Annotated in this window: 19 protein-coding genes and 2 pseudogenes; 10 read left to right on the forward strand and 11 right to left on the reverse strand. The window is 56.0% G+C overall.

Features of this window, described 5'->3' with window-relative positions:
* Nucleotides 1-86: 86 nt before the first annotated feature.
* Nucleotides 87-2,492 carry a S8 family peptidase gene (locus tag AC0V6N_RS01170; protein ID WP_486169763.1) on the forward strand — a complete coding sequence of 802 codons (2,406 nt, stop codon included), beginning with the start codon at nt 87-89 and terminating at the stop codon, nt 2,490-2,492.
* Here the strand turns inward: AC0V6N_RS01170 and AC0V6N_RS01175 are convergent, their stop codons facing one another.
* The 5 genes from AC0V6N_RS01175 to AC0V6N_RS01195 form a co-directional block, all read right to left on the reverse strand.
* Nucleotides 2,493-3,563 carry a phosphotransferase family protein gene (locus AC0V6N_RS01175; RefSeq protein WP_486169764.1) on the reverse strand — a complete coding sequence of 357 codons (1,071 nt, stop codon included), beginning with the start codon at nt 3,561-3,563 and terminating at the stop codon, nt 2,493-2,495.
* On the reverse strand, nt 3,563-4,651 hold the full coding sequence (locus AC0V6N_RS01180) for a Zn-dependent alcohol dehydrogenase (RefSeq protein WP_486169765.1): 1,089 nt from the start codon (nt 4,649-4,651) through the stop codon (nt 3,563-3,565). Before AC0V6N_RS01180 ends, AC0V6N_RS01175 begins: the two co-directional genes overlap by 1 nt.
* Before the next feature lie 27 nt (nt 4,652-4,678).
* Nucleotides 4,679-6,013 (reverse strand): acyl-CoA dehydrogenase family protein, encoded by a 1,335-nt coding sequence (locus tag AC0V6N_RS01185; protein WP_486169766.1) that lies wholly within the window; start codon nt 6,011-6,013, stop codon nt 4,679-4,681.
* Between the two features lie 102 nt (nt 6,014-6,115).
* Nucleotides 6,116-7,540, reverse strand: a complete 1,425-nt coding sequence (locus AC0V6N_RS01190) for an MFS transporter (RefSeq protein WP_486169767.1) — start codon at nt 7,538-7,540, stop codon at nt 6,116-6,118.
* 11 nt (nt 7,541-7,551) lie between these two features.
* Nucleotides 7,552-8,418, reverse strand: a complete 867-nt coding sequence (locus tag AC0V6N_RS01195; protein WP_486169768.1) for an SDR family NAD(P)-dependent oxidoreductase — start codon at nt 8,416-8,418, stop codon at nt 7,552-7,554.
* Between the two features lie 173 nt (nt 8,419-8,591).
* On the opposite strand from AC0V6N_RS01195, the gene AC0V6N_RS01200 reads away from it, so the two are divergent.
* The 4 genes from AC0V6N_RS01200 to AC0V6N_RS01215 all read left to right on the forward strand — a co-directional run bounded on the left by AC0V6N_RS01200 (nt 8,592) and on the right by AC0V6N_RS01215 (nt 12,710).
* Complete coding sequence (locus AC0V6N_RS01200) at nt 8,592-9,785, forward strand: acyl-CoA dehydrogenase family protein (protein ID WP_486169769.1); 1,194 nt, start codon at nt 8,592-8,594, stop codon at nt 9,783-9,785.
* Nucleotides 9,786-9,865: 80 nt separating this feature from the next.
* Nucleotides 9,866-11,005 (forward strand): acyl-CoA dehydrogenase family protein, encoded by a 1,140-nt coding sequence (locus tag AC0V6N_RS01205; protein WP_486169770.1) that lies wholly within the window; start codon nt 9,866-9,868, stop codon nt 11,003-11,005.
* Between the two features lie 16 nt (nt 11,006-11,021).
* Nucleotides 11,022-11,828: an SDR family oxidoreductase gene (locus AC0V6N_RS01210; RefSeq protein WP_486169771.1), complete on the forward strand. Its 807-nt coding sequence runs from the start codon at nt 11,022-11,024 to the stop codon at nt 11,826-11,828.
* A gap of 243 nt (nt 11,829-12,071) precedes the next feature.
* Nucleotides 12,072-12,710 (forward strand): hypothetical protein, encoded by a 639-nt coding sequence (locus AC0V6N_RS01215; RefSeq protein ID WP_486169772.1) that lies wholly within the window; start codon nt 12,072-12,074, stop codon nt 12,708-12,710.
* Between the two features lie 70 nt (nt 12,711-12,780).
* On the opposite strand, the gene AC0V6N_RS01220 is transcribed toward AC0V6N_RS01215, so the two are convergent.
* The 4 genes and pseudogenes from AC0V6N_RS01220 to AC0V6N_RS01235 form a co-directional block, all read right to left on the reverse strand.
* Nucleotides 12,781-13,062, reverse strand: coding sequence for a hypothetical protein (locus tag AC0V6N_RS01220; RefSeq protein WP_486169773.1), 282 nt, complete (start codon nt 13,060-13,062; stop codon nt 12,781-12,783).
* 140 nt (nt 13,063-13,202) lie between these two features.
* Nucleotides 13,203-13,514: pseudogene (gene rpsJ, locus AC0V6N_RS01225) on the reverse strand (30S ribosomal protein S10); the annotation flags it as partial.
* Nucleotides 13,515-13,649: 135 nt separating this feature from the next.
* A pseudogene (locus AC0V6N_RS01230) lies at nt 13,650-13,946 on the reverse strand (helix-turn-helix transcriptional regulator); the annotation flags it as partial.
* The gene (locus tag AC0V6N_RS01235) at nt 13,943-14,332 is read right to left on the reverse strand and encodes a hypothetical protein (protein WP_486169774.1); all 390 of its coding nucleotides are present in this window, start codon (nt 14,330-14,332) and stop codon (nt 13,943-13,945) included. The pseudogene AC0V6N_RS01230 and the gene AC0V6N_RS01235, both read right to left, overlap by 4 nt.
* A 531-nt stretch (nt 14,333-14,863) precedes the next feature.
* On the opposite strand from AC0V6N_RS01235, the gene AC0V6N_RS01240 reads away from it, so the two are divergent.
* Nucleotides 14,864-15,778, forward strand: a complete 915-nt coding sequence (locus AC0V6N_RS01240) for a hypothetical protein (protein ID WP_486169775.1) — start codon at nt 14,864-14,866, stop codon at nt 15,776-15,778.
* Between the two features lie 18 nt (nt 15,779-15,796).
* Here AC0V6N_RS01240 and AC0V6N_RS01245 read toward each other — a convergent pair whose 3' ends face one another.
* Together AC0V6N_RS01245 and AC0V6N_RS01250 are read right to left on the reverse strand one after the other, a co-directional pair.
* The gene (locus AC0V6N_RS01245) at nt 15,797-16,273 is read right to left on the reverse strand and encodes a hypothetical protein (RefSeq protein ID WP_486169776.1); all 477 of its coding nucleotides are present in this window, start codon (nt 16,271-16,273) and stop codon (nt 15,797-15,799) included.
* The gene (locus tag AC0V6N_RS01250) at nt 16,251-16,733 is read right to left on the reverse strand and encodes a DUF3617 domain-containing protein (protein WP_486169777.1); all 483 of its coding nucleotides are present in this window, start codon (nt 16,731-16,733) and stop codon (nt 16,251-16,253) included. Before AC0V6N_RS01250 ends, AC0V6N_RS01245 begins: the two co-directional genes overlap by 23 nt.
* Nucleotides 16,734-16,981: 248 nt before the next feature.
* On the opposite strand from AC0V6N_RS01250, the gene AC0V6N_RS01255 reads away from it, so the two are divergent.
* The 4 genes from AC0V6N_RS01255 (at nt 16,982) to AC0V6N_RS01270 (ending at nt 23,723) form a co-directional block, all read left to right on the forward strand.
* Entirely contained in the window at nt 16,982-18,880 is a 1,899-nt protein-coding gene (locus AC0V6N_RS01255; protein ID WP_486169778.1) for a sensor histidine kinase, read from the forward strand.
* Between the two features lie 90 nt (nt 18,881-18,970).
* Nucleotides 18,971-19,639 carry a response regulator gene (locus tag AC0V6N_RS01260; RefSeq protein WP_486169779.1) on the forward strand — a complete coding sequence of 223 codons (669 nt, stop codon included), beginning with the start codon at nt 18,971-18,973 and terminating at the stop codon, nt 19,637-19,639.
* 803 nt (nt 19,640-20,442) lie between these two features.
* A complete protein-coding gene (locus AC0V6N_RS01265) occupies nt 20,443-23,283 on the forward strand; it encodes an autotransporter outer membrane beta-barrel domain-containing protein (RefSeq protein WP_486169780.1) in 2,841 nt (946 codons plus the stop codon).
* Between the two features lie 119 nt (nt 23,284-23,402).
* Nucleotides 23,403-23,723, forward strand: coding sequence for a hypothetical protein (locus tag AC0V6N_RS01270; protein WP_486169781.1), 321 nt, complete (start codon nt 23,403-23,405; stop codon nt 23,721-23,723).
* The last annotated feature ends 85 nt before the right edge of the window (nt 23,724-23,808 follow it).

Genomic DNA, 23,808 nt, shown 5'->3' on the forward strand with positions numbered 1-23,808 from the left:
GTGATGTCGCTGATGGGTGCGTAAGCCTATTGGCGAACTGGCGGTGGCATGTCGGAGAAGGGGGTAGTCGCAAAGGATAAGCCCACATGCCTCGAACAATCAATTCGACCAGGAAATCTGCAAACACGGCATCCAAAACGACCCCGCCAATCAGTTGGAAGGTAGTGGCCAGTGCGGCGATTTGCGCGACGCTAAGCGCTTGCGGAGGTGCTGGAGAAGGCGTTCAAACGCTATCGGCGCAAGCGCCACTGCCTTCTCCTCCTCCCCCGCCACCTCCGCCTCCGCCCACAAACTTCGATACGGCTGAGTTTCGCCGCTCTGATGGACCTGCCTTTCATGGGGCTGATGCGGCGTGGCGTGATGGAGCTACTGGGGAGGGGCAGATTATCGCGGTCATCGACACCGGGATCGACAGCGACAGCGCCGAGTTTGCAGGACGCATCCATCCCAATTCGCGCGATGTTGCTGGCAATCGCGGAATTGATCCAGAGGATGACCACGGCACGAATGTAGCGCTGATCGCCGCAGGAGCACGTGATAATCTTGGCGTGCTGGGCTCCGCGTTCGATGCGCAGGTGCTTGCGATCAGAGCCGATATGCCGGGTTCGTGTGGTACTGATACCCCGCAGAATGCGAGCCTCAATTGCCTCTTCACTGACACGGCGATTGCACAAGGGATCGACTTGGCGATCCAGACGGGCGCAAGCGTCGTCAATTTGAGCTTGGGTGGGGAGGAGGCGTCACCCAGTCTGCTGTCAGCCGTAGAGCGGGCGGCCAGTGCGGGTATCGTGTTGGTAGTTGCCGCTGGCAATGGCGGGAATGGAGCCGATCCCGAGATCGATCCATCGCAGCCCGATCCGTTCGCCGCGAGTTTGCTTGCAGCTGGTGGTGGCAATGTAATCATCGTTGGGTCGGTAAATGTGAATGGCGGTTTTTCGGGTTTCAGCAATCGCGCAGGGACAGCCGCAACATCCTTCATTTCCGCGCGTGGTGAGCGGATTTGTTGCGTTTATGAGGATGGTGAGCTGTTCGTCGAAACGATCGACGGTCAGGAATATCTAACGCTTTTTTCCGGAACCAGTTTTGCAGCGCCGCAAGTGGCAGGGGCTGCGGCATTGCTGGCGCAGGCCTTCCCCAACCTTACAGGCGAACAGATCGTGTCGATCTTGCTCGATTCCGCGCGAGATGTGGGTGCAGCGGGTCCAGACCAGACCTATGGGACGGGGCTCCTTGATATCGCAGCAGCATTCCAGCCCAAAGGGGCGACCTCCATTGCCGGGACATCAAGGAAACTGGTTGTTGGCGACGATTTTGCAGTGGGCTCAACCGCTATGGGAGATGCATTTTCACAGAGCACTTTGAATACAATTGTTACTGATGAGTATGAGCGGGCCTATAAGATTGATTTAGCCCAGCGTTCGCATGGCGCTGCTGCAATCCCGCGATTGCACGGGGCGGTTGAGCGCAATGGCCATGCAATGAGCGCGGGCAATCGAGACTTTTCTTTCGCGGTAACCGTCGGTGAAGGTGACAGAGCGGCAGGCCTTGGTTGGGCCGAGCAATTACAGCTATCCTCCGATGATGCCGCAGCTGCCCGCGTACTGGCCGCCCGCGTGGTGGCAACTATAGCGCCTGAAAGTCAGATTGGGTTCGCCCTTTCGCAAAGTGCCGTAGGTCTTGTCGCCCAGATGCAAGGCGCAGATCGCCCAGCCTTTCTGATCTCTCCCGAGGCAGGCCTTGATACTGGATTTCAGCAGGCAGCCGATGTTGCCGCAGCCACTCGCATTGAAGTGGGCGCATGGGGATTAAGCGTTTCGGCCGAGCGTGGGCAAGCATGGCTCGGTAACAACCGCCGCGCGAATGATGTGATATTTGGCGTTAGAGAACACCGACCGACATCAACGATTGGCCTTGCAGCGGACCGGTCCTGGCAGGATGTTGACGCGAGCCTTGCGCTATCTTGGCTGGCTGAGGACGGCACGCTGCTGGGCGCGCATTTTAATTCTGCGTTTGGCCTTCGAGGCTCAGATACGCTCTTTCTTGATGGCAGAGTATCAATGCGAGTGGGCGCGCATTGGCGTGTGGGTGCGGCTTATCGCGGTGGAATAACGCGTCCGCATGGCGGTGATTTGATTGGGGAGGGCTCGCAAATCCTAACTCAATCGTGGTCGCTCGATGTGACCCGGCGCAGCACCTTCATTGAAAGCGACAGTTTTGGACTACGCCTTAGCCAACCCTTGCGCGTGGAAGGCGGCGCGATCCAATTCGATCTGCCTATTGCCTATGATTATACGAGCGAAAGCGCGATTTTGGGACGGCAACACCTATCGCTTTCACCCGAGGGGCGCGAACTGATGGGAGAGATCAACTGGACCGGAGCGCTTTCGTTCGGCACATTGGGTGTCAGCGCCTTCTACCGCCGCGAACCTGGCCATTATCGCAGCGCGCCTGACGATGTAGGCGCGTTGATATCACTCGGCTCGCGTTTCTGACTATTCCGGCATTCCGGCCGCAAGAGCAAATTGATAGGCCCGATCTACCAGTGGTGCCACACGGTCGCTCATGCTCTTTGCATGGGCTGACGAAGCCGTGCCATCAATAACGCGCCTCTTGATCCCCTGCATAATCCCAGCAAGCCGGAACAGATTATAGGCAAAGTACCAATCCATCGGCGGGACAGGATAGCCAGTGCGGGCAACATAACGCTCCACCGCTTGCTCAACCGTAGGAATGCCAAGCTTTTCCAAATCAAGCCCAAGCAACCCCGCGCGACCATCGGCAGGTTGGAACCAGTTAAGCATGAGATAGCTGAAATCTGCAATCGGATCGCCGAGCGTCGATAATTCCCAATCGAGCACGGCGATGATGCGGGGCTCGGTCTTATGAAAGATCACATTGTCGAGCCGGTAATCGCCATGGACCACAGAGCTTTCGTGCTGCGGAGGGATTGTCTGGGGGAGCCATTCAATCAATCGCTCCATCTGCGGCATGTGCTCGGTTTCAGACAGCTTGTACTGCTTGGACCAGCGGGCGATCTGACGGGCGCAATAATCAGTTGGCTTGCCATAATCACCTAGGCCGATCTCTTCCGGCTTATTGAGGTGCATATCGGCAATCGTGTCAATCAACGCGTGATAATGCGCGCGGCGTTCATCAGGCTCCAGACCCGGTAAAGCACCGTTCCATAAGGAGCGGCCATCAGCCATGCTCATCACGAAAAACTTGGAGCCGAGGACTTCAGGATCTTTGCAAAGACCATAGGTCTTTGGCACGGGAAAGCCGGTTGGGTGCAGCCCTGTCATCGCCGCATATTCACGGTCGACCGCATGAGCGCTAGGCAGCAATTTGCCAAAAGGCTGGCGTCGCAGCACATAGTTCGCTGCTGGCGTCTCTATCTTGTAAGTCGGGTTGGACTGCCCGCCCTTAAACTTCGTGTAGCTGATTGGCCCTTCAAAACCTTCAACATTGGCTTCAAACCAAGCGTTCAGTTTCCCAAGGTCGAGCTTGTCCGCCTCTGGCACTTCAACCGTGCCGACCATTTCTTTGTCGAAATCAATATCCATCAGTCGAACATCACCACGCTTCTCGCGTGGCTCCCTGCGCGCATTTTATCGAAACCAGCATTCACATCATCAAGCCCGATACGCTCAGCGATGATCGTGTCGAGGTCGAGAAGGCCGCGCATGTAGAAATCCACGAGCCGGGGCAGATCGACAGGGAAGTGGTTCATCCCCATGATCGCGCCCATCAACTTCTTGCCGCCAAGCAGGTCCATGGCGCCTAGGCCCACTTTGCAATCCAGCGGCATCATGCCGAGGATGACGGCGGTGCCGCCACGGCGCAGCGAGGCAACTGCTAGGTCAGCAGAAGCCTGACGGCCAACCGCTTCGATGCCCCAATCAACGCCGCCGCCAGAGATCGCCATGATCTGCTTGACCACGTCTTCTGCCATGGCATCAACAGTGTGAGTTGCGCCCAAGGCTTCTGCTAGTGCTCGTTTCTCAGGCAATGGGTCTGCCGCAATGACTTTGCCTGCGCCTGCGATCTTGGCCGCGTTGATGGTCGCCAAACCAACCCCGCCGCAGCCAACCACCAGCACGGTTTCACCTGGTGTCACTTTACAGGCGTTGAAGATGGTTCCGGCACCCGTCGTCACCGCGCAACCAATCACGGCTGCCCGGTCGAGAGGCATGTCTTTGTCGATCGCAACACAGGCATTCTCGTGGATCAGCATTTGCTCAGACAAAGCGGACAGATTGAGCATCTGATTGACCGTCTCACCACCGCCTCGAGAGAGCCGCGGTGCATCAGTCTTACCGCGACGCGTCGCTCCGCCAAGGCAGAGAGCCATGCGTCCCGTCACGCAAAACTCGCAGGTGCCGCAAAACGCGCTGAGGCAGGAGACGACGTGGTCCCCCGGTTTTACCGTTCTGACTTCAGAACCAACCGCGCGAACGACGCCGGCGGCTTCGTGGCCCGGCACGCACGGCATGGCATGCGGGTAGGCTCCGTCAATGAAGTGCAAGTCTGAATGGCACAGGCCACAAGCCTTTGTGTCGATCAGAACCTCATGCGGCATGGGATCGGCGATTTCGATATCGCCGATCACCAAGCCTTCACCCGGAGTTTCCAGGATTGCTGCTTTTGCCATTCTTGCCCCCTCCTGGCCGATCAGAGCTTAGCGCGTTGCGCCCATGTCGCCGGAGCTAAAGCCGCCTGCGTCATTGGCCGCTTGACCGCCTTTGCGAAGAGCATTGGCGGTTGGACCTTCCTCAGGAACATGCTTGCCGAACTCCATGCGCGCAATCGAGCGGGCGTGAACTTCATCAGGACCATCCGCGAGACGCAGAGTGCGCTGGTGAGCATAGGCATTGGCAAGGCCATAATCATTCGACACGCCGCCACCGCCATGGGCCTGGATGGCATCGTCGATGATTTTCAGAGCCATGTTCGGCGCTTGAACCTTGATCATCGCGATTTCTTGCTTGGCGGACTTGTTGCCGACCTTGTCCATCATATCAGCCGCTTTCAGGCAGAGCAGACGGGTCATGTCGATATCAATGCGGGCACGCGCCACGCGCTCTTCCCAAACCGAATGCTTGTAGATCGGCTTTCCGAAAGCTTCGCGCTCTTGCAGACGCTTGCACATCTTCGCCAGCGCTTCTTCAGCAACGCCGATGGTGCGCATGCAGTGGTGGATACGGCCAGGGCCGAGGCGGCCTTGCGCGATCTCAAACCCGCGACCTTCGCCCAAAAGCATGTTGGTAACAGGAACGCGAACGTCCTTCATTTCGACTTCCATGTGGCCGTGCGGTGCATCGTCATAGCCAAAGACTGGAAGGTGGCGAATGATGTTCACGCCCGGTGCGTCATTTGGCATGAGGAGCATGGATTGCTGAGCATGGCGGCCAGCTGACGTGTCGGTCTTACCCATCACAATGGAAACTTTGCAACGTGGATCGCCCAGACCTGATGACCACCATTTGCGGCCATTGATGACGTAGTGATCACCGTCGCGTTCCATCCGCGTTTCGATGTTTGTCGCGTCAGATGAAGCGGTGAATGGTTCCGTCATAAGGAAGGCAGAACGGATTTCGCCGTTCATCAGCGGGCGAAGCCACTGCTCTTTCTGCTCAATCGTACCGTAGCGGTGGAACACTTCCATGTTGCCGGTGTCGGGCGCGGAGCAATTGAACACTTCCGAGGCCCAGCCAATCCGGCCCATTTCTTCAGCGCACAGAGCATATTCGAGATTGGTGAGGCCGGGGCCTTCGAACTCGAACGTTTCTTCGACGTGGTGATGACCGTCATTGCGTGGCGGCATGAAGAGATTCCAGATGCCCGCATCCTTGGCGAGCTTCTTTTTGTCTTCGATGATCTGGATGACTTTCCAGCGATCGCCCTCGGCATCCTGCGCTTTATAAGTGTCCATCTCGGGGCGCACATGCGTTTCAATGAAATCGCGCACGCGGTCGCGCCAATAGACCTGACGTTCGGTGGGTTGGAAATCCATGGGGGTGTTCCTCTCTATTCTTTAGATTTGAAGTCGAATTTATTGTGCTTGACCGTGGCAGAGCGTGTTGGCGCCGCCAAGCTATCTTTTGCCTGTGTCAGTTCAATTCTTTGCAGCCGCCAGTGCACTAACCCGTGCCTCGTGGTCTTCGCGATTGATGGGGAAGCGGCCCAGCCAGAACCCAGCGATCGCCATAAGGATAGATGTCGCTAACGCATAAAACAGGATCAGGCTGCCAATTGTCGCATCGGGCACTTCGCCCGGTGCGGCATCGCGCGAAAAGCTGATGAACGAAAGGACCTGACCGGTCAGGAATATACCAAGCCCAGTCGCGCATTTCTGGATCAACCAATTGCCAGAATAGAACGCACCTTCCGCGCGCCGACCGGTCCGTTCCAAATAAGCCTCGACAATTTCGGCTATCATTGAACTTGCTGAAATCAGGACCACGATGCCCAGCGTGTTGCCGATGATCAGCAGGAACAGAAGCGTTAGGCCGGAAACGGCGGTGTCCAGAGGTGGCCAAACCCCCATATAAAGCGCCATGTAAGGGACCAGCGTAAACACGACCGTTCCAATGGCAGACAGCGCTGCGCTCTTCGGTTTGCCGAAATGCTTATGCATCGGCCCCACAACAAAGAACATCAGGATCGCGGATAGGAATAGCGCCAGCGGATATAGGCTGAGCGCGGTCACGCTTTCGGGTAGGAAGGGAATTGGCGCTGTATCCAGCCTCCACACATAAAGCGTCAAATAGTTAGTGAGTGAGAAGGTCAGCCCTTGATTGACATAGGCCGCTAGTCCGCCGGCTGCGAATATCAGGAAAGCCCGCTCGCGGAACGCTTCAAATATCTCCTCGAAACACGCTTTGATGGTGAAGGGCGGGGGCTTTGTATCTGGCAAGTGGGCCACCAGCTTGTGCTGCCCCCATGCTGAACCCATCACAGACAGGATAATTAAGCATCCACCTGTGATTGCCCAACCTCTGTATCCCTCTCGATTGAGAAGGCCGTCTTCGCCCGCCATGAATACGGTGTAGGCGAGCACCATCATCAAGATACCGCCAAGCCAACCACAAATATATCGGAAGCGGAACAGCGTTGTTCGTTCGTCATAGTCGTTAGTGATTTCGGGCAGCAGCGAGATGGAGGGCACTTCGCAAGCGGAAAGCAAAATGCGCACGACCACTGCAATGCCCAGCAAGCCTAAGAATGTTGGCGCTTCTCCGCCAACAGGCGACCACATCATCACCCATGCAAAGGCCAAGGGAATTGGAGCGGCGTACAGCCAAGGAAGGCGCCTGCCCCATTTGGTATAGGTTCGGTCTGATAGGTTCCCAAGGATCGGATCGATAACGGCATCGATCAATAGCGCGCATAGCAGAGCAAGGCTTACGAGCCCGGCATCCATGCCCATCACTTGGCTGTAAAAGAACAGAAGGAAAAACTGAAAGCCGGTATCTTTCACCCCGAAGGCCACCGCGCCAAAGCCGTGGATCAGCTTTAGGCGCATGGGTAGTTTGCCCATCACCAAGCCCATTAGGCGGCTCCTCCTTCTGAAGCAGCTTTGGCTTGCGCTTCCATCGCTTCGAGTGCTTCGAACATGCCGGGTTCTTCCGCATCCCACGAGTGGCGCGGACCCGTGGTCAGGCCACCATCGACGATAATGGAAGTGCCCGTGACGAAGCTTGCTGCCTCGCTCGCCAAATAGGCCACCGCCTCGGCGATATCGAGCGGCTGCCCGCCGCGCGCCACGGGCTGAGCGTTGGACGACATTTGTGCAATTGCAGCGTTGGCCATGCCCTTCATCTCATCTGGGACGTCAAGCGACGTCGTGAAGATGTTGGTGTTGATGAAGCCCGGCTGCACGGCATTCACGCGAATCCCATACTGCGCCAAATCAGTGGCTGCGCATTTGGACAGGTGCAGCACGCCCGCTTTCCCCACGGCATAAGCGGTGGGAGAGTAGCCCGGCCCAACGGCTGCAACGCTGGAAATATTGACGATACTTGCGCCCTTGCGGCCCTTCATATGTGGAGCCGCATAACGGATGCCAAATGCGACTGAGCGAAGGACCAAGTCCATTGTCCCGTCCCACTCATCCGGTTCAATTTCATCGATGGGTGGACGCGCGCCGCCAGCAGCAGCATTGTTAAGCACCACATCGATACCGCCCGTCTCAGCGGCTGCGTGATCCATCAGCGCTTTGATCGAAGCGGTGTCATTCACATCGCAGTAGACGAACCGCATGTCCCCATCTGAGCTCGCTGCCAATGCCTCGCCGCCTTCGCGGTTGATATCGCTGGCAAAGACGGTGGCTCCTTCGCGTGCAAACAGCTTGGCGCTTGCCTCTCCAATGCCGGAAGCAGCGCCTGTAACGACCACGGTTTTCCTGGAGAATCGCATCGAAATTCCTCTCTCAATCCCGATTTGCAACCTACCTGAGCGGCGCGTGCCGTCAACGGAAAGCCGCTGACGCTACGGCATAGGCAATCGGTCGAGATATGCTTGCAGCTTGCGCGCAAATAACGATAACGTAAGCGTCAAGTGGGAGCTTAATTTGAGAGGAGTCGGCATCCATGTCCGATCTGGAAACATTCCGCCAAGAAACACGCAGCTGGCTTGAAGCGAATTGCCCAGCCGAGATGCGCCAGCCTGTTCGCGATGACGCCGATGTCTATTGGGGCGGTCGCCGCGCGACGTTCAAAAATGACGCGCAAAAAGCGTGGTTCGAGGTTTGCCGTGACAAAGGCTACACCGTTCCGTCTTGGCCTAAAGAATATGGCGGCGCGGGCTTGTCAGCTCCCGAAGCCAAAGTGCTGCGGCAGGAAATGGCTGCGATTGGCGCGCGTCCTCCGCTTTCGAGTTTCGGCATCTGGATGCTTGGCCCGGCGCTTTTGAAGTTTGGCACTGAGGGCCAGAAAAAACGCTTCCTCAATGAAATCGCCCGCGGCGAGATCCGCTGGTGTCAGGGTTACTCGGAGCCTGGCAGCGGTTCGGACCTTGTCTCCATGCAGACCTTTGGCGAGGACAAGGGCGATCACTGGATCGTCAATGGCCAGAAAATCTGGACTTCTTACGCTGACCAGGCCGACTGGATCTTTTGCCTCGTCCGCACGGACAAGGAAGACAAGTATAAAGGCATCACCTTCATGCTGTTCGACATGGCGGGTGAGGGCGTTTCAACCAAGCCGATCTTGTTGATCAGCGGCAACAGCCCGTTCTGCGAAACCTTTATGGACAATGTCCCTGTGCCCAAAAGCTATGGCGAAGATTGCCCCGGCTATGTCGGTGAAATCAATCGCGGCTGGGACGTTGCGAAATACCTGCTTGGCCATGAGCGTGAGATGATCTCTGGCATGGGCGGCGGTGAGCGCACGGCTGCCATTGGTTCCGCGATGAAGCGTCATGCTGGCAAAACCGGCGATGACCTTGATCCGATCCTTCGCAGTGAGCTTGCTTTGTTTGATGTGGACGCTCTGGCCTTCACTGCAATGGCTGAGAAATTCATGGACGAGATGAAGTCTGGCAAAGGTCACCCGGCGCAGCCCAACATGATGAAATATGTCGGGACCGAGCTCAACAAGCGCCGTCACGAGTTGATGATGAGCGCCGGTGGCTTGCGCAGTCTCGAATGGGAAAGCGATGACACGAGTGGTGGTAAGCCATCGCGCAACTGGCTTCGGACCAAGGCAAACTCAATCGAAGGCGGCACTTCGGAAGTGATGCTGAATGTGATTTCGAAGCGCATTCTCGAACTGCCAGGCTCCTAAACGAGCAAAACATCCAGGCCGCGCCCGACCAATGAGGCGCGGCCTCAATAACAATCCCCCTTGAGAGGAACGAGGCACACATGCCCCTTTATCATACTGAAGATCAGGCCATGTTGGCGGACACCGCAAGCGGCTTCATGGCCGATGAAGGCAATATCGCGAAGCAACTGCGCCACTGGCGCGACCGCGATTGCCCGGATGGATTTGGCCATGCGCTTTGGAAGCAATTTGCCGAAATGGGCTTCACCGGAATGCTCGTTGACGAGGATGATGGCGGGCTTGGCATGGGCAATGTTGAGGCGGGCATCGTGCTCGAAGAGATCGGCCGCAACCTGACCCCTTCGCCGTTCCTGACCTCCTCCGTCTTGGCCGCAACCGCGCTCAAACATGGATCAAACGACCTTAAAGGGCGCTATCTTCCGGGCCTGATCGAGGGTGACAGTGTCTTTGCTGTGGCGGTCGATGAAACTGCGAAACACAGGCCCATCCGCATCACCACAAAGGCCGAAAAGTCGGGCAATGGCTTCAAGCTGACCGGCTCTAAAAGCTTCGTCATTCAAGGCGCGAGCGCTGATATGCTGGTGGTCGCTGCGCGCACATCGGGCAATGACGATGATGAAGACGGGATCACCCTGTTCGCCGTGCCCAAAGACGCTGCCAATATGAGCCATGACGCTGTCCGCTTGGTCGACAGCTCGATGGCAACGCACACCAAGTTTGACGGCGTCGAGCTGGATGGCGATGCGGTCATTGGCGAGGTTGATGGTGGCCGCGAAGTGCTCAATGCGATGCTCAATGCTGGCCGCATCGGTGCAGCTGCTGAAGGCGTTGGCGTTGCGCGCGGCGCGATGGATATGACCATCGACTACCTCAAACAGCGCAAGCAATTCGGCCAGCTGATCGGTGAGTTTCAGGCGCTGCAGCACCGCGCCAGCCACCTCTATTCCGAAGTTGAGATCGCCCGCGCTGTAACTATCAAAGCGCAGCAATTGCTCGATGAAGGCGCGCCAAGTGCGGACCTTATGACAAGCGTCGCCAAGGCTAAAGTTGCAAAGGCCGCCGGTCTCGCCGTCAAAGAAGGCGTGCAGATGCATGGCGGTATCGGCATGACCGATGAATATGATATCGGCCTTTACATGAAGCGCGACCGGGCATTGCAAGAGTTTCTGGGCGACGCCAATTTCCACGCCAACCGCGTCGCAGACCTAAGCGGCTACTAAGAAGGGTAACACCACAATGAATATCCAAGATCTCTTTAGCCTCGAAGGCCGTGTTGCTTTGGTAACTGGCGGTTCGCGCGGCATCGGCAAAATGTTTGTCGAAGGGCTGCTCGCAGCTGGTTGCGCGCGCGTCTACATCTCGGCTCGTAAGGTTGAGCAGATGGACGAAACCATTGCAGAATTTGGCGCGGACAAGGTCATCGGCATCCCTGCTGACCTAAGCCAGATGGACGGCATGGTCGCGCTGGCGGAGGAGATGGCGAAGCGCGAAGACAAGCTCGACATCCTCATCAACAATGCAGGCGCTGCATGGGGTCAGCCTTACCTCGAGTTCAGTGAGGCGGGCTGGCATCGCACGATGGACTTGAATGTGAAGACCCCGTTCTTCCTGACCCAGAAACTGCACGATCTTCTGGTTGCCGGCGGCAAGGGCGATCATCCGGCAAAGGTGATCCACGTCTCCTCCATTGACGGCCAGCGCATCAATCCGTGGGAGACCTATCCGTATCAGGCTTCCAAGGCTGCGGTGATCCAGCTCACCCGCCGAATGGCTGCGCGCCTGATCCAAGACAACATCATCGTGACCTCAATTGCGCCCGGCGCGTTTGCGAGTGAAATGAACAAGGCGGCTAAGAACGCGCCGGACACCAGCGCCAAGTACATTCCTGCCAAGCGTATTGGCTCTGCTGAAGATATGGCGGCCGCCGCGATTTACCTGTGCAGCCGCGCAGGCGACTATGTGATCGGTGAGACGCTGACCGTGGATGGCGGTGTCGTGAATGCTAGCATCCCGCCATTGTTTGGTGACGCTGCTGGCGAGTGATGTCCATTGACTTGCGACCTCATCTGGTTGAGCAAGTACATACGAAAGCTCGATTTCGAGAATTGACGTCTGAGACAGCTCAAGCATCCTACAAAAGCCCCGCTATCTGGCGGGGCTTTCTTGTTAGGCGAGGGGCCCCTAGCAGGCTGCGCGTATGTAGGAAAATGGCACTCGGGGGCATGTAACCCGGCGGCTGTACGGCGCGAACTTGGGGGTAGGCGTATCAACTAAAGGAGGCCGCCCGTGAAGCCAGCAAAGCCGCACCAATTCACCCACCGCGTCATCATTATGCTGGGCGCGCTGGGGCTGACCGGGCCCACCCTCACCATGGCCGCTGCGCAAGAGGCACCGATCCCGCCTACGCCCCCGCCATCCTTCGATGCGCAGCCCGATGATGCGCCTGCCGAATTGACGCCGGAGAATGCAGCGGCGCTGGACCAAATCGCCGAAGTCATCGCCGCTCTGGATGAAGATGCCACCCGCACCGGCAACAATTGGCAGCTCACAATTGATGAAACGATGCTGCTGGTCGTGACCGATACCAATGCCAGCCGTATGCGGATCATCACCCCGATTGCGCAAGCTAATGCGCTACCCGAAGGCGCGCTGGCACGGCTGCTGCAAGCCAATTTCGATACCGCTCTGGATGCGCGCTATGCGGTTGCGCAAGGTCTTGTCTGGAGCACTTTCATCCACCCGCTCGACAGCCTAACCCAGCGCGATTTCGCCAGCGGATTGCTGCAAACGAAGACGCTTTCCGACACATTCGGCACCACCTTTTCAAGCGGCGCCCTGAACTATGGCGGCGGCGATAGCAGCGCGATTATCGAAGATCAGCTGCGCGAGTTGCTGGAGGAATTGGAGCGGCGAGGGACGGTTTAGGGCTGCACGGGTGTGTTGGACGAGCGCACCGGTCCTTCGTCTGCTTAGTTGGATGTCTCGATACAAAATTCTAAAGTTTCGCGAGGGCAAGACAGGCGCCGATTGCGAAGGAACAGACAATAAGGCCGAAGCCGGCGCCTGTCAGAAAAAGGTCTCTAGTTTTCGGTGCACTGATCCAGGCCTCCTTCTTGTCTGCGGCGGCTTTCTGCGCCTTCAGTCCGGTCCTTATCCGCATGAAGCTCTTGAGCGAAGCGCGTGAAAAGAAATCGAACAGCCATGGTAGAGTGACAAGAAAAGAACCAATAAGGCCGAGCAATTCCTTGGCCAGTAACCAGTGCGCTTCAGTCATCATTGCCCCTTGGATGGACGCTTGGAACCGAGCCCTTTGTGTCCCGATCCGAATTTCTTTCCGGCCATACGGGTCTTCGCAACTTTGCTGGTATAGATGCCCTTTTGGCCACGGTGGATCATCTTCCCGTGGGTTCCGGATGCAACATCCACTTCAACCCCGCCTTTCAATTCGAGCATGGTCAATGCCTGCACAGTAGCCGCATTTGGTCGCACAATGTCCAGAAGTCGCTTGTAGGTGCGGATTTCAAGCCCATCGGTCGTTGTTGCAACTGCCGCATCTTCGCGAGGAACGGTGAACCTTTCGATCCGTGAAGGCATGGGAATTGGTCCGCGAATTACAGCACCGCTGTTGACCGCAGCATCGGCGATCTCTCCCATTGCTGCATCGAGAACCCGTTTGTCGAACGCCTTCAGGCGAATACGGATGTTTGCACCGGATTTCGCCCGTTCGATCACTTTCCTCTTTACCTTCGACTTCACACCAGAAGTGGTCTGTTGGAAAGTGCGCGAAAAAAGCGACGGCTCTGAACTGATTTCGGCATCTCCTTCTTGTTTAGGCTCATCGGCGGAAAGCTCGATGCGAGACCCGCAAGCAATCGCAATCTTTTCCATCAACAGGTACGAGGGTCCGTGAACTCCGTCCCCCGATTCCAGTTCGCTGATCCGGGCCTGACTGACGCCAAGCAAACTGCCCAGTCCGGATTGCGAAAGGCCCGCTTCAGTACGCATTTCGCGGATCGTCGCCGCAATTCGCAGACTGTCCGCTAGTTTGCTGTCATGCTCTTCGAGAGCAGCGATTGTCTTAGCAAGCCCGGACAGTCGATCCGGCCTAGCCTTTGCTCCCGGCAGTTTGGGCTTACGAGTCTTCTTGTTGGACGGGCTCATTGGAAGAAATCCTCGAGACGAGGGATCAGAATTTGATCTCGAACGGCGGTCATCAGGTCGGATTTTCCAATTTCCGCAGTTTTTTCAGGCAGTTGAATCTGATCATTCTTGCTCGCAAACATAAGAGTCAACAACAGTCCCTGATCCGGATAGTCTTCGACACAAAACAGCGCCAGAAACTTGCCGAAATCAGCTTTGTAGGTGGGAATGTCCTTGTGCTCGTGAAAGGCCTGGAGGCTCCAGTGATCCAGTTTGCCTGAAGTGATGCGGGATGCATATCTAATGAACTTCTCGCAGCAATCTGCCCCCAAGGCTTCGAGCTCCGCGTCAGCATTTCCATGGCTCCCTCGATATCCATCGATTGGCAGACGAGTCATATAAGGCATTCCTTATAAGTTTGCAAGGTGCATCTAAGTTGCGGCACCCTTCTTTCAGAGCGCTTAATTCGTCGAAGTACGCCGCAATCAATCTAATTGCAGATCATTTCTGTGAATACCATCGAAGCCTACCGAAAATTCAGCTCTTTTGATGTATTGAAACAATAGAGATGAATGATTTGCGCTTTGGCCTTCGCGACTTGTTCGAAAAATGTATTTCGATCATCATCGAAAAACAGAAGAATGTGCCCTTCCTACCCCATCAATTCGCGCACAAACAGGATCACACCGGTCAGCCGCTTTCTAAGCATCTCCTGGGCCGATCATGGTTGGCTCTCGGGAGTAAAGGCGGACTTTGACCGAGAGTTTCTGCGCTCTGCCTGAGATCGAACCATGTTTATGGTTCGGCATGTTCCCAATTTTGGCCCACATTCGAGCGATTGAAATCAGTGGAGACTTGATATGCTTGGGCGCCTTCTTGGAAGCAGTTCGTTGTTCTTGCTTTGCGTGCCTTTGAGCGGAGCAGAGCCGAGCGATCATATGCCGGTTGTATCTTTTGCTCAGAGCATCCCAGAATTGCCAACACGACCGCGTGGCGGTTGGGTCGGTAGAGGAGCGACTGCGCTCAGCGAGCGTGAAACAGCTCAAGATCCCCGCACACGGCGGCAGCAGATCAACGAGCTTGAGGCTGAATTGAACGAAGTCCGGTACCAATTGCTAGAGGACTTCTCTTTCAACTGGATTTCGCCCGAGGATAATGCCCCGGTTGATGCAGCGGCAAGCGAGCATCTGAGCCATATTGATCAGTTTGCAGCTAATTTGGCAAACGGTCGTTATCGAGCCTTGCCAGCTGAGCGCATGGATGACTTTTGGCGCGATATGAAAATCCATTTCGATGGCCGCTCCACGCCAAATTGGATCGAGCGTCAAATCACGTTTGCCAAGAACACGCGGGGCGTGGGGGCTGGTGACAGGATATACAATGAACTGCTGATCTTGCAGGTCATGCTGCACGGAGCGGTCACGTTCTTTCCGGATAATGAGCAGTATATCAATGCTATGGAGAGCGTAGAGGCCGCGATGGCTGAATATGGCGGCTCACGCACCGGAGCGCGCCAACGCGTCGAGGCTCAGGTTATCGCGCAAGCCGCGTCGGTTCAAATGCCTCCTGCAATTCAGCAAAGCCGACAGACAGAAAACCAATTCCGGCAGGCATGGGCAACAGGGGGAATTCCCTACACTATCCGCCGTATCCATATTCGCAGTGGCTGGGTGCCCAAGCGCAACTCGCTCGGCATCGTTATCGGCCAAACCCGCGATGCCGCCATTGCAGTCCAAGACCCTGCGACAGGCGATTGCTACCTCTACGACTTTACAATGATCAAAGAGGGCTCAAGTGTCCGGCGCCAGTCACATTCAGCAAAGCGAATGGCCTGTGAAAACATACCCCAATAGGCCCATCGATGCGGCTGGTTATCCAGCGTAGAGGACGATGTTTTTAGCAGGTATCCATCCCTGCCGGCATTCACCGCGATAGTCTTGTCTTCTCTCAATCGCGCCGGAAACCCCGCAGGCAATTCGGTCGTCTTCACGGTGCGAGTATAAGATGCCTCGCCAGGTTGCCGCGTGGGCTGTGTCACACATCCAAACATAATCACCTGTGGCAATGACATCTTTTACATCAGCTTCGTAGTCGGGTCCGTTATAGACGGGCACTTCGTCGGGTGCCTCAGCTGGTGCGATTATCAACCCCACTCCGGGGCAAGCATCATCATCGAGAGTGCCGCCTATTTGGACTGGCTCGAATCCAATTGGAGTGATCTGACAGCCGGTGAGAATGAGAACCGAAGCAGTGGCAAACGCCGCGCGCATCGGAGATGATGTCGATGGCGCAGCGTTTGCTTGCCGCTCAGGTGCAATGGCCTGATCAGCAATCACCAATTCGCTCACCCTTCACTTCAATCGTCACATTGGCTTTCCCGCCAGGGAAGGAATCCTGAAAAACCTCGGTCGTTGCGGACATTGCGAAGTTTTCAGGATCGAGCGTGCCGGTAATGGCAATATCGGAGCGCTCTCCACCGGGCATTTCACAAGACATGGAGCCTGCAATCTTGCTGTCGACCAACTCGAACGCTCCCAAGGTGCAGTCGCCGCCTTGCGCGAACGCTTGGCCCATTTCAGCTGGGTCAAACTTTGCCTCTTCTGGAGTGACACATTGTTCCTGCGTCGACATTTCTCCGACCATGCTGGAGAAGAATTCGACCTGATCCGCGCTGGCGCCCGGCACTTCGAATTCTGTCATTCCAGCTGACATTTTCCAGTTTCCTGGCAGGATTTCATCTTCTGCGGGTCCTTGGCCGCACGCGGCGACGCTGAGCATCGCTATGACTGCAATTGCTGTCTTTTTCATTTCCCTCAAATTCCCTAAAACCTGCGAGCACTTCCTCGCTTCGTGGAGGTAGGGGATGCGAGAGTTCTGCTAACCCCATAAATATGGGCCCGTTTTCAAAGGCGGCGCAATTCGGGTGAGCTCACTCTAAGCTTTTTTTGTCACACCATATCTGTGGTGTTACTCAAGTTCTCAGGCGCCATAAGTGTGGTAGCGAATAAACGGTGCGGCGCTTTACGAGGCCGGTCCGGTGCATAAAGAGGGTAGAGATGATCTGGGGGACATTGCGGGATCAACTGAACCCTTCTTCAAATCTGGCGCGGTTGGCCATCGCGATCGTGGTAGTGCAGCTGCTGTTTTGGTTGCTCGTCAAGCCGCTTGTGATCGGTACCCCAAACCCTCAATTCGATACGATTGCAGGGTATGATTTTGCCGAGGCAGCCTTAGAAGACCCAACTTTTTCATCGGTCGCCGCCGCCGAGTTTGAACCAATCGACGAAATGCCCGCATGGCATTGCTGTTCGTCGGGGTACCGAGCTTTTCGATACAGTTTCGACATTGATGCGGTGCCCGAAAAAGGCCTGGGTTTGTCTCCGCATGTTCGCGCAGATAACTATACCGTCTACGTAAATGGCGCGTTTGTTGGTGGCACCGGTCGGATGGAAATGCCCGGCCACACATATGACAGCCTGTTCAGGACAACATACCTTGTTTCGCCTTCCGTTCTGAAACCGGGCGCCAATGAAGTCACATTTATAATGGTGCGTGAAGGCATACCCTACTTCGACTACTTCAAGCCCCTGCTAGGGGAATACGACCATATCAAGAGCAACATGGAGCGGTCTGAATTCATAGCGAACGGATACAGCTACGCCGTCACGGCAGCTATGGCCATGGTGGCGCTCTTTTCCCTCATTTTCTTTGTAATTTCGGGCCGCGAAGGCGGCGCGTTCTGGCTCTTCATTCTAAGCTCCAGCCTTACGGTCCTCAATCACTATTACCTTTGGACCGACCCTCCTTTCGACGGACATACCCGGATCGCCTACTATTGTGCCATCAGCATTCTGGTGCAATTCGCCTGGTTTGGATGGGCTAATGCTTGGTCGCGTGATCGTTATCGCTGGATCATGCCCGTGGCCCTCGCAACCTTTGCTATCGCGATATTTGCAACCCTCTATGTGCTTTGGACCAGCGAGTTGGGGGTGGGGTATGACCGTGCAGGAGAGGTGCTGCTGTTGAGCGGCATGATCTTCTCTGTGGCCACAGCTGTTCGGCTTTTGTGGAACTTTCGCGACCTTCATGAAGAGCGCTATATTGAGGCTGCTATCGCTTTGCTTTTGGCTTGTCTGCTTGGATTGCAGGTAATTACGGAATTCACGTCCAGCCTGAATATGGGCTACGTCACCCGCGCACAGCCATTTCTGATCATCGGTATCGCAATTGCGTTTTTTGCGCGTCGGGTGACACTCTTTCGATCTTCGGGACAGATCAACGCCTTGCTCCAGTCGCAGTTGGATGAGCGGACAACTGAGCTTGCGGTCGCACATGATCGCGAAAAGCGTTTGGTGCGACAGCAGGCACTGGATGAAGAGCGGCAGCGTATCATGCGCGACATGCATGATGGTTTGGGCAGTCATCTCATGTCGATGATGATGATGGCCAAACGCGGAACCGGTCAGCATTCAGACTATGCCGATGGTTTGCAGTCGGTCATCGACGAGATGCGTTTGATGATTGATTCCATGGATTCCGTGGGTGAATCCCTCAGGTCGGCGCTAGCGATCTTCAAAAAGCGGGTGGTGCCTAGGGCTCAAGATGCCGGTTTCACGGTTGAGTGGAACGATGCTGACACGCCTGAATTCCCGCAACTAAGCCCGCGCGAAATCCTGCAAATCTTTCGGATTTTGCAGGAGGCATTGACCAATGCGCTCAAACATTCCGGCGGCGACACGATTTCAGTGCACATTCGGCGATCTTCGAGCGATCCCGACATTGCCCAAATTGTGGTCGCCGATAATGGGGCAGGCATGCAAAGTTCTCCCGCACCAAAAGCGGGGCGCGGTCTCAAGAACATGAAAGCGCGAGCGCATGGCATCGGGGCTACGCTCGACATCACGTCGGACAAATTGGGCACTGCAGTTGCGCTAACACTTGGCAAGAAAGCATGATGTGTCTGGAGCGCGCGCCCATAGATATGGCTGGCGCCACAACTTGGGTTGGTCTCACACGGTCAGAATTCTTGCTCTTGGATGAACAACATGACTGAACAGGTTGAACCGACAAAGCGAGTGGCGATCATTGAAGATGATCCCAACTTGCTCGACCATTTCATCGGCATCGTCACCGATGTTGTGAATTTGGATTTGGCGGGCGTTGCATCGTCGGTCGAAGATGCACGTAAGCTCTTGAAGCTTAAACCTGACCTGTTTCTTGTCGATGTTGGCTTGCCGGATGGAAGCGGCTTGGACCTGGTGCCAGCTATCAAAGAAGCAATTGATGCCAAGGTCTTGATCGTCACATCCTTTGGCGATCGCCAAACCGTGGTCAGCGCGATCAGGGCGGGCGCCGATGGCTATCTGTTAAAGGATAGCAGCGTCGAAGAAATCACCGAAGGTATGGCCGTTACGCTAGCTGGCGGGTCCCCTGTCAGCGCTACAGCCGCAGTGTATTTGCTTGAACGTCTTCGCAATGATGATGCACTGGTAGAGGCAGCGGAGGCCGATGAAGACGCTGAACTCAAAGAGCGCGAGATCGAATTGCTCAACCTGTTTGCGCGCGGACTGACCTATAAAGAGGCAGCCAGCGCGATGGGCATCGCCCCACTGACGATCAACAATTATGTGAAGTCGATTTACGGCAAATTGGCGGTCCATTCGCGCAGCGAGGCGGTCTATGAGGCGCTCAAAACCGGGCAATTGAAGCTCTAGCTTGTCGTCCGATTGATAGGTTGCCGTAACGCACCACAGATGTGGTGCGGATTGCCCAGACTGACCCAGCAATGTGGTTTTCGCAGCAATGAGAAGCATGCGCATAAATCTCCTCAACTTTTACTTGAGGGGTTTCTTTAATGTCAGTGTCGTACAAAAGATCGCTTTTGCGCACGTCCGGTATTGCGACCAGTCTCTGCATTGCGGCGATGTCAGCGCAACAGGTCAATGCACTAGATGTGCAGGGTTTTTCCGTTACGAGTGCATCAACGAATAGTGCAGGCACCAACTGCACCGTTCGCGCCAACGGGACCTTTACCGGTGTTGATAACGACACTGGGAGTGGGTTGGACAACTTTCAGTCACGTATCGTTGACCCAACCGGACAAATCGTCGGGACAAGTGGTACCTTCAGTCAACCGGTTGGCACAGTCAGTAACCTCACTCCTGTCTCGTTGCTTAATCCAACGACACCTGGGTCGGGTTTTGTCTATCAGATCGTGGACAGTCCATCGGGCAATATTGTTGCTTCTGCTTCTATCGCAGACTCGGTTTTGTTGAACGGAGGTTCTATTTGCAGGGGCTTTGTAAATCGCGCCCCAACCCCGAATGCCGGAGCGGACCAAAATGTCGTTCAAGGCCAACAGGTTACGTTGTTTAATGCGGGGACGGACCCCGACAATGATCCTCTGACGTTTACATGGATCCAACTGTCAGGACCTGCACCTATCGGAGGTATTTCTTCAATCCCACCAACGGGGATACAGTTCAATGTTCCCGGCAAAACCAATGCCGTGCAAACAATGACATGGCAACTGACTGCAGATGATGGCAACGCGACGGGCACCGACACAGTCGACATATTCATAGCCGCCAATCAGGCACCGGTTGCTGATGCTGGTGCTGATCAAACCGCCAGCATTGGCCAAACGGTTACATTGGATGCGACAGCGTCTAGTGACCCTGATGGAGATAACCTAACTTATAGTTGGAACACGCTCATCACTACCAACGGTTTGCAGTTGCAATCTGCAAACTCCGCTCAAGCCACTTTTGTGGTTCCTCAGGTCACGACACCAACTCTGACCGAGTTCTTTGTTGAAGTCTCTGACGGTTTGACGTCTCAAACTGATGTCGTGCGGGTCACATTGCTTCCCAACGCCCCGCCAACCGTAGACGCGGGCGCAGATCAAACTGTCTCGGGCGGTGACGGCGTCACACTGAACGCCACAGGCACCGACCCTGAAGGCGACCCCATCACCTATCAATGGCTGCAAACAGCCGGGCCTGGCGTAACGCTCAATGGATCGAACACAGCGAGCCCGACTTTCACCGCTCCGCCACGCGCTGCGAACGATCAGGTCCTGACGTTTGAAGTGGTCGGCAATGACGGCAACAGCTCTGGCCCATCGGACTTTGTCACTGTAACAGTTACCGGTAATCAGGCCCCAACCGCCGATGCCGGTACGCCTCAAAATATCATCGCTGGGTCCACCGTCACGTTAGATGGCACTGGGTCAAGCGATCCTGAAAATGATAGTCTGATCTACAATTGGGTGCAGGTGACAGGGCCCACCGTGACATTGACCGGGGCAAACACACCAACGGCCACCTTCACCGCTCCGCCTCGAACCAATGCCGATCAAGTGCTCGAATTTGCGTTGACCGTGACCGATCCCTTTGACGCATCCTCGTCAGCGAGCACCACGACCACAGTGCTGGCCAATGGCCTGCCGATTGCCGATGCTGGCCCAGACCAAAGCCAAGTGGGCGGCAGCACGATCACGTTGGATGGTACAGGCTCAACTGATCCTGATGGCGATACAATCAACTACACCTGGGTTCAAAATGGCGGACCGATTGTGGTTCTGAGCGGTGCGAACACCGCCAACCCAACCTTCACTGCGCTAGCGGCGACATCAGTGGATCAAGTGCTCACCTTTGACCTGTTTGTTAATGATGGAGTGACGGCGACGGGGCCTCTCACAGGCGCCCGCGCGCTGCCTAACAACCCACAGCAAGACAGCGTTGAGATCACTATCCTTGCAAACACCGCACCTGTTGCCGATGCAGGTGTAGATCAGGGCCCGATTGATAGCGGGCAGACTGTGACGCTCGATGGCAGCGCTTCGACTGATCCTGAGGGTGATGGTCTTGCATATGTATGGACCCAGATCTCAGGAACGCCGGTCACATTGACAGGTGGCAACAGTGCCGCCCCAACCTTCGTCGCCCCCCTCGTCAACGGCAATGAAGACCTTGTGTTTGCTCTGGTCGTCAATGACGGACAGCTCGACTCGCCCGTAGACACGGTAACGATTGGCATTCGTGCTGTTGGTAGTGTTACGATTATTCAGCAGGTTACGGGCGGTGATACGCCGGTTACGTTTACGTCTTCGATTGCGGCGTTGAACGGGATTGTCATGACGGCGGGCGGCTCTGGGCAGATCAGCGCAAGCAATGTGGCTGCGGGTTCTTACACCGTTGCTGTCAATGATCTCACTGGCAATGGCTTTGCGCTGACCAGCATCACCTGCAATGATAGCGATTCCGTTGGTAATGTTGCGGGTCGCTCGGTTTCGATAGAGCTTTCGCCCAACGAAGACCTTGTCTGCACCTTCACATCGGTCAACTCGCGCGATGCGGCCACTGCGGCGATTGCGGACTTCCTGACCGGGCGCAACGCCCTGATCATGACCCATCAGCCAGATCTTCAGCGGCGTTTGGACCGGCTTGATGGCGCGGTTGCCGCCCCAGGCTCTGCCACCGCTTATGGTGTTCCTGTGCCCGGATCAGGCTTCCTGCCCTTTGCGCTTTCGCTTGGCTCTGGACAGGCAAATGCTTCCACCAGCCTGGCACAGGCACGGTCAGCGCTGAACCCGCAAGACCGATCTCAGAAGCCGTTTGATCTTTGGGGTGAGGCGTTCTTCTCCAGCACCCGGCTTGGGTCGCAGCGCGGTTCTTTCCGCATCTTCCATATCGGCGCAGACTATCTGGTGAGCGATGATTTGCTTGTCGGAGCGCTGGCCGAGTTTGATGACTTCAACGATCGCGATGATCTTGAAGCGGGAGAGGCCGAAGGCAGCGGGTATCTGGTTGGCCCCTATGTTATGGGCCGGCTGGCGCCAGAGTTGTACTTTGAGCTGCGCGCTGCCTGGGGTGCCTCCGACAACCGGGTTTCACCACTGGGGACCTATGTCGATGAGTTTGACACAGATCGCTCTTATTACAGCGGATCGCTGGTTGGGCAGTTCGATCTGGGAGGCGCCACGCAGATCAGACCAGAGGTGACGATCCGCTATCTGGATGAACGGCAAGAGGGCTATACTGATAGTCTGAACGTCGCGATCCCGGATCAGGCCGTTGGGCAAGGCGACGTCAGCTTCCGCCCGCGTCTGCAGCACCGCATTGACCTGGAGGACGGTTGGACATTGCGGCCCTTTGGCGAGGTTGAAGGTATCTATACCTTCGCGACGGTTCAGAACTCAGTCCTCGATAATGGCCTTAGAGCCCGCGTCGAAGGGGGGCTGGATTTGATGTCAGATAGCGGCATCCGCGCCAGTATCGCGGCGTTCCATGACGGGATCGGCGCTGACAATTTCCGCAGCACAGGTGCGCACGTCTCAATCTCGTTCGGGTTCTAAAGAGCTCAGCGGGTCGCTGAGAGTAGCAGTCCGGCACATTCCCCCCAACGGCCCATGTGCCGGGCTGCTATTTCTTCCCATGTCCAATTAGCACCGTCTCAAAATATGAAAGGCTGACGATGCCGCAAACACCCCTTCGTTCATCAGCTAACGCAAATGGCCGAAACACTGCCCTTGTTGTAGCCATAGGCGCAGTGGTTTCAGCTCTGCTCGCTTTTGTAGCGTCGGCGGGCCAGGAAGTTTCCGCAGCTGCAAGCGACTTTGAAAACGGTGAGCAGATCGGACAGGCCATCACATACGCGTTGGGCTGCGCCATCGCAGTCTGGCTGGCAACCTACATACTAGCACTGCGCCAAACAGCCCGGCGAACGCTACGGATGAGCTTCGCCATCATTCTCACCGCTGCCTTAGTCGGAACCTTCGCCGCATTGTCGCTGTAACGCCAACGAAAGAACCACTGATGCCCATCGCTGCCGTGCGGCCGTCAGTGGACATATGTGGTGCCCGCATCACCCCATCAGCTCC

It is taken from the genome of Erythrobacter sp. S57(2025), from assembly GCF_057365055.1.

Bases quoted from the DNA above. Each gene is read 5' to 3' on its own strand.
- AC0V6N_RS01170 (WP_486169763.1), top strand. From the start codon at position 87: ATGCCTCGAACAATCAATTCGACCAGGAAATCTGCAAACACGGCATCC.
- AC0V6N_RS01175 (WP_486169764.1), bottom strand. From the start codon at position 3,563: ATGGATATTGATTTCGACAAAGAAATGGTCGGCACGGTTGAAGTGCCA.
- AC0V6N_RS01180 (WP_486169765.1), bottom strand. From the start codon at position 4,651: ATGGCAAAAGCAGCAATCCTGGAAACTCCGGGTGAAGGCTTGGTGATC.
- AC0V6N_RS01185 (WP_486169766.1), bottom strand. From the start codon at position 6,013: ATGGATTTCCAACCCACCGAACGTCAGGTCTATTGGCGCGACCGCGTG.
- AC0V6N_RS01190 (WP_486169767.1), bottom strand. From the start codon at position 7,540: ATGGGCAAACTACCCATGCGCCTAAAGCTGATCCACGGCTTTGGCGCG.
- AC0V6N_RS01195 (WP_486169768.1), bottom strand. From the start codon at position 8,418: ATGCGATTCTCCAGGAAAACCGTGGTCGTTACAGGCGCTGCTTCCGGC.
- AC0V6N_RS01200 (WP_486169769.1), top strand. From the start codon at position 8,592: ATGTCCGATCTGGAAACATTCCGCCAAGAAACACGCAGCTGGCTTGAA.
- AC0V6N_RS01205 (WP_486169770.1), top strand. From the start codon at position 9,866: ATGCCCCTTTATCATACTGAAGATCAGGCCATGTTGGCGGACACCGCA.
- AC0V6N_RS01210 (WP_486169771.1), top strand. From the start codon at position 11,022: ATGAATATCCAAGATCTCTTTAGCCTCGAAGGCCGTGTTGCTTTGGTA.
- AC0V6N_RS01220 (WP_486169773.1), bottom strand. From the start codon at position 13,062: ATGATGACTGAAGCGCACTGGTTACTGGCCAAGGAATTGCTCGGCCTT.
- AC0V6N_RS01235 (WP_486169774.1), bottom strand. From the start codon at position 14,332: ATGCCTTATATGACTCGTCTGCCAATCGATGGATATCGAGGGAGCCAT.
- AC0V6N_RS01240 (WP_486169775.1), top strand. From the start codon at position 14,864: ATGCCGGTTGTATCTTTTGCTCAGAGCATCCCAGAATTGCCAACACGA.
- AC0V6N_RS01250 (WP_486169777.1), bottom strand. From the start codon at position 16,733: ATGAAAAAGACAGCAATTGCAGTCATAGCGATGCTCAGCGTCGCCGCG.
- AC0V6N_RS01255 (WP_486169778.1), top strand. From the start codon at position 16,982: ATGATCTGGGGGACATTGCGGGATCAACTGAACCCTTCTTCAAATCTG.
- AC0V6N_RS01260 (WP_486169779.1), top strand. From the start codon at position 18,971: ATGACTGAACAGGTTGAACCGACAAAGCGAGTGGCGATCATTGAAGAT.
- AC0V6N_RS01265 (WP_486169780.1), top strand. From the start codon at position 20,443: ATGACATGGCAACTGACTGCAGATGATGGCAACGCGACGGGCACCGAC.
- AC0V6N_RS01270 (WP_486169781.1), top strand. From the start codon at position 23,403: ATGCCGCAAACACCCCTTCGTTCATCAGCTAACGCAAATGGCCGAAAC.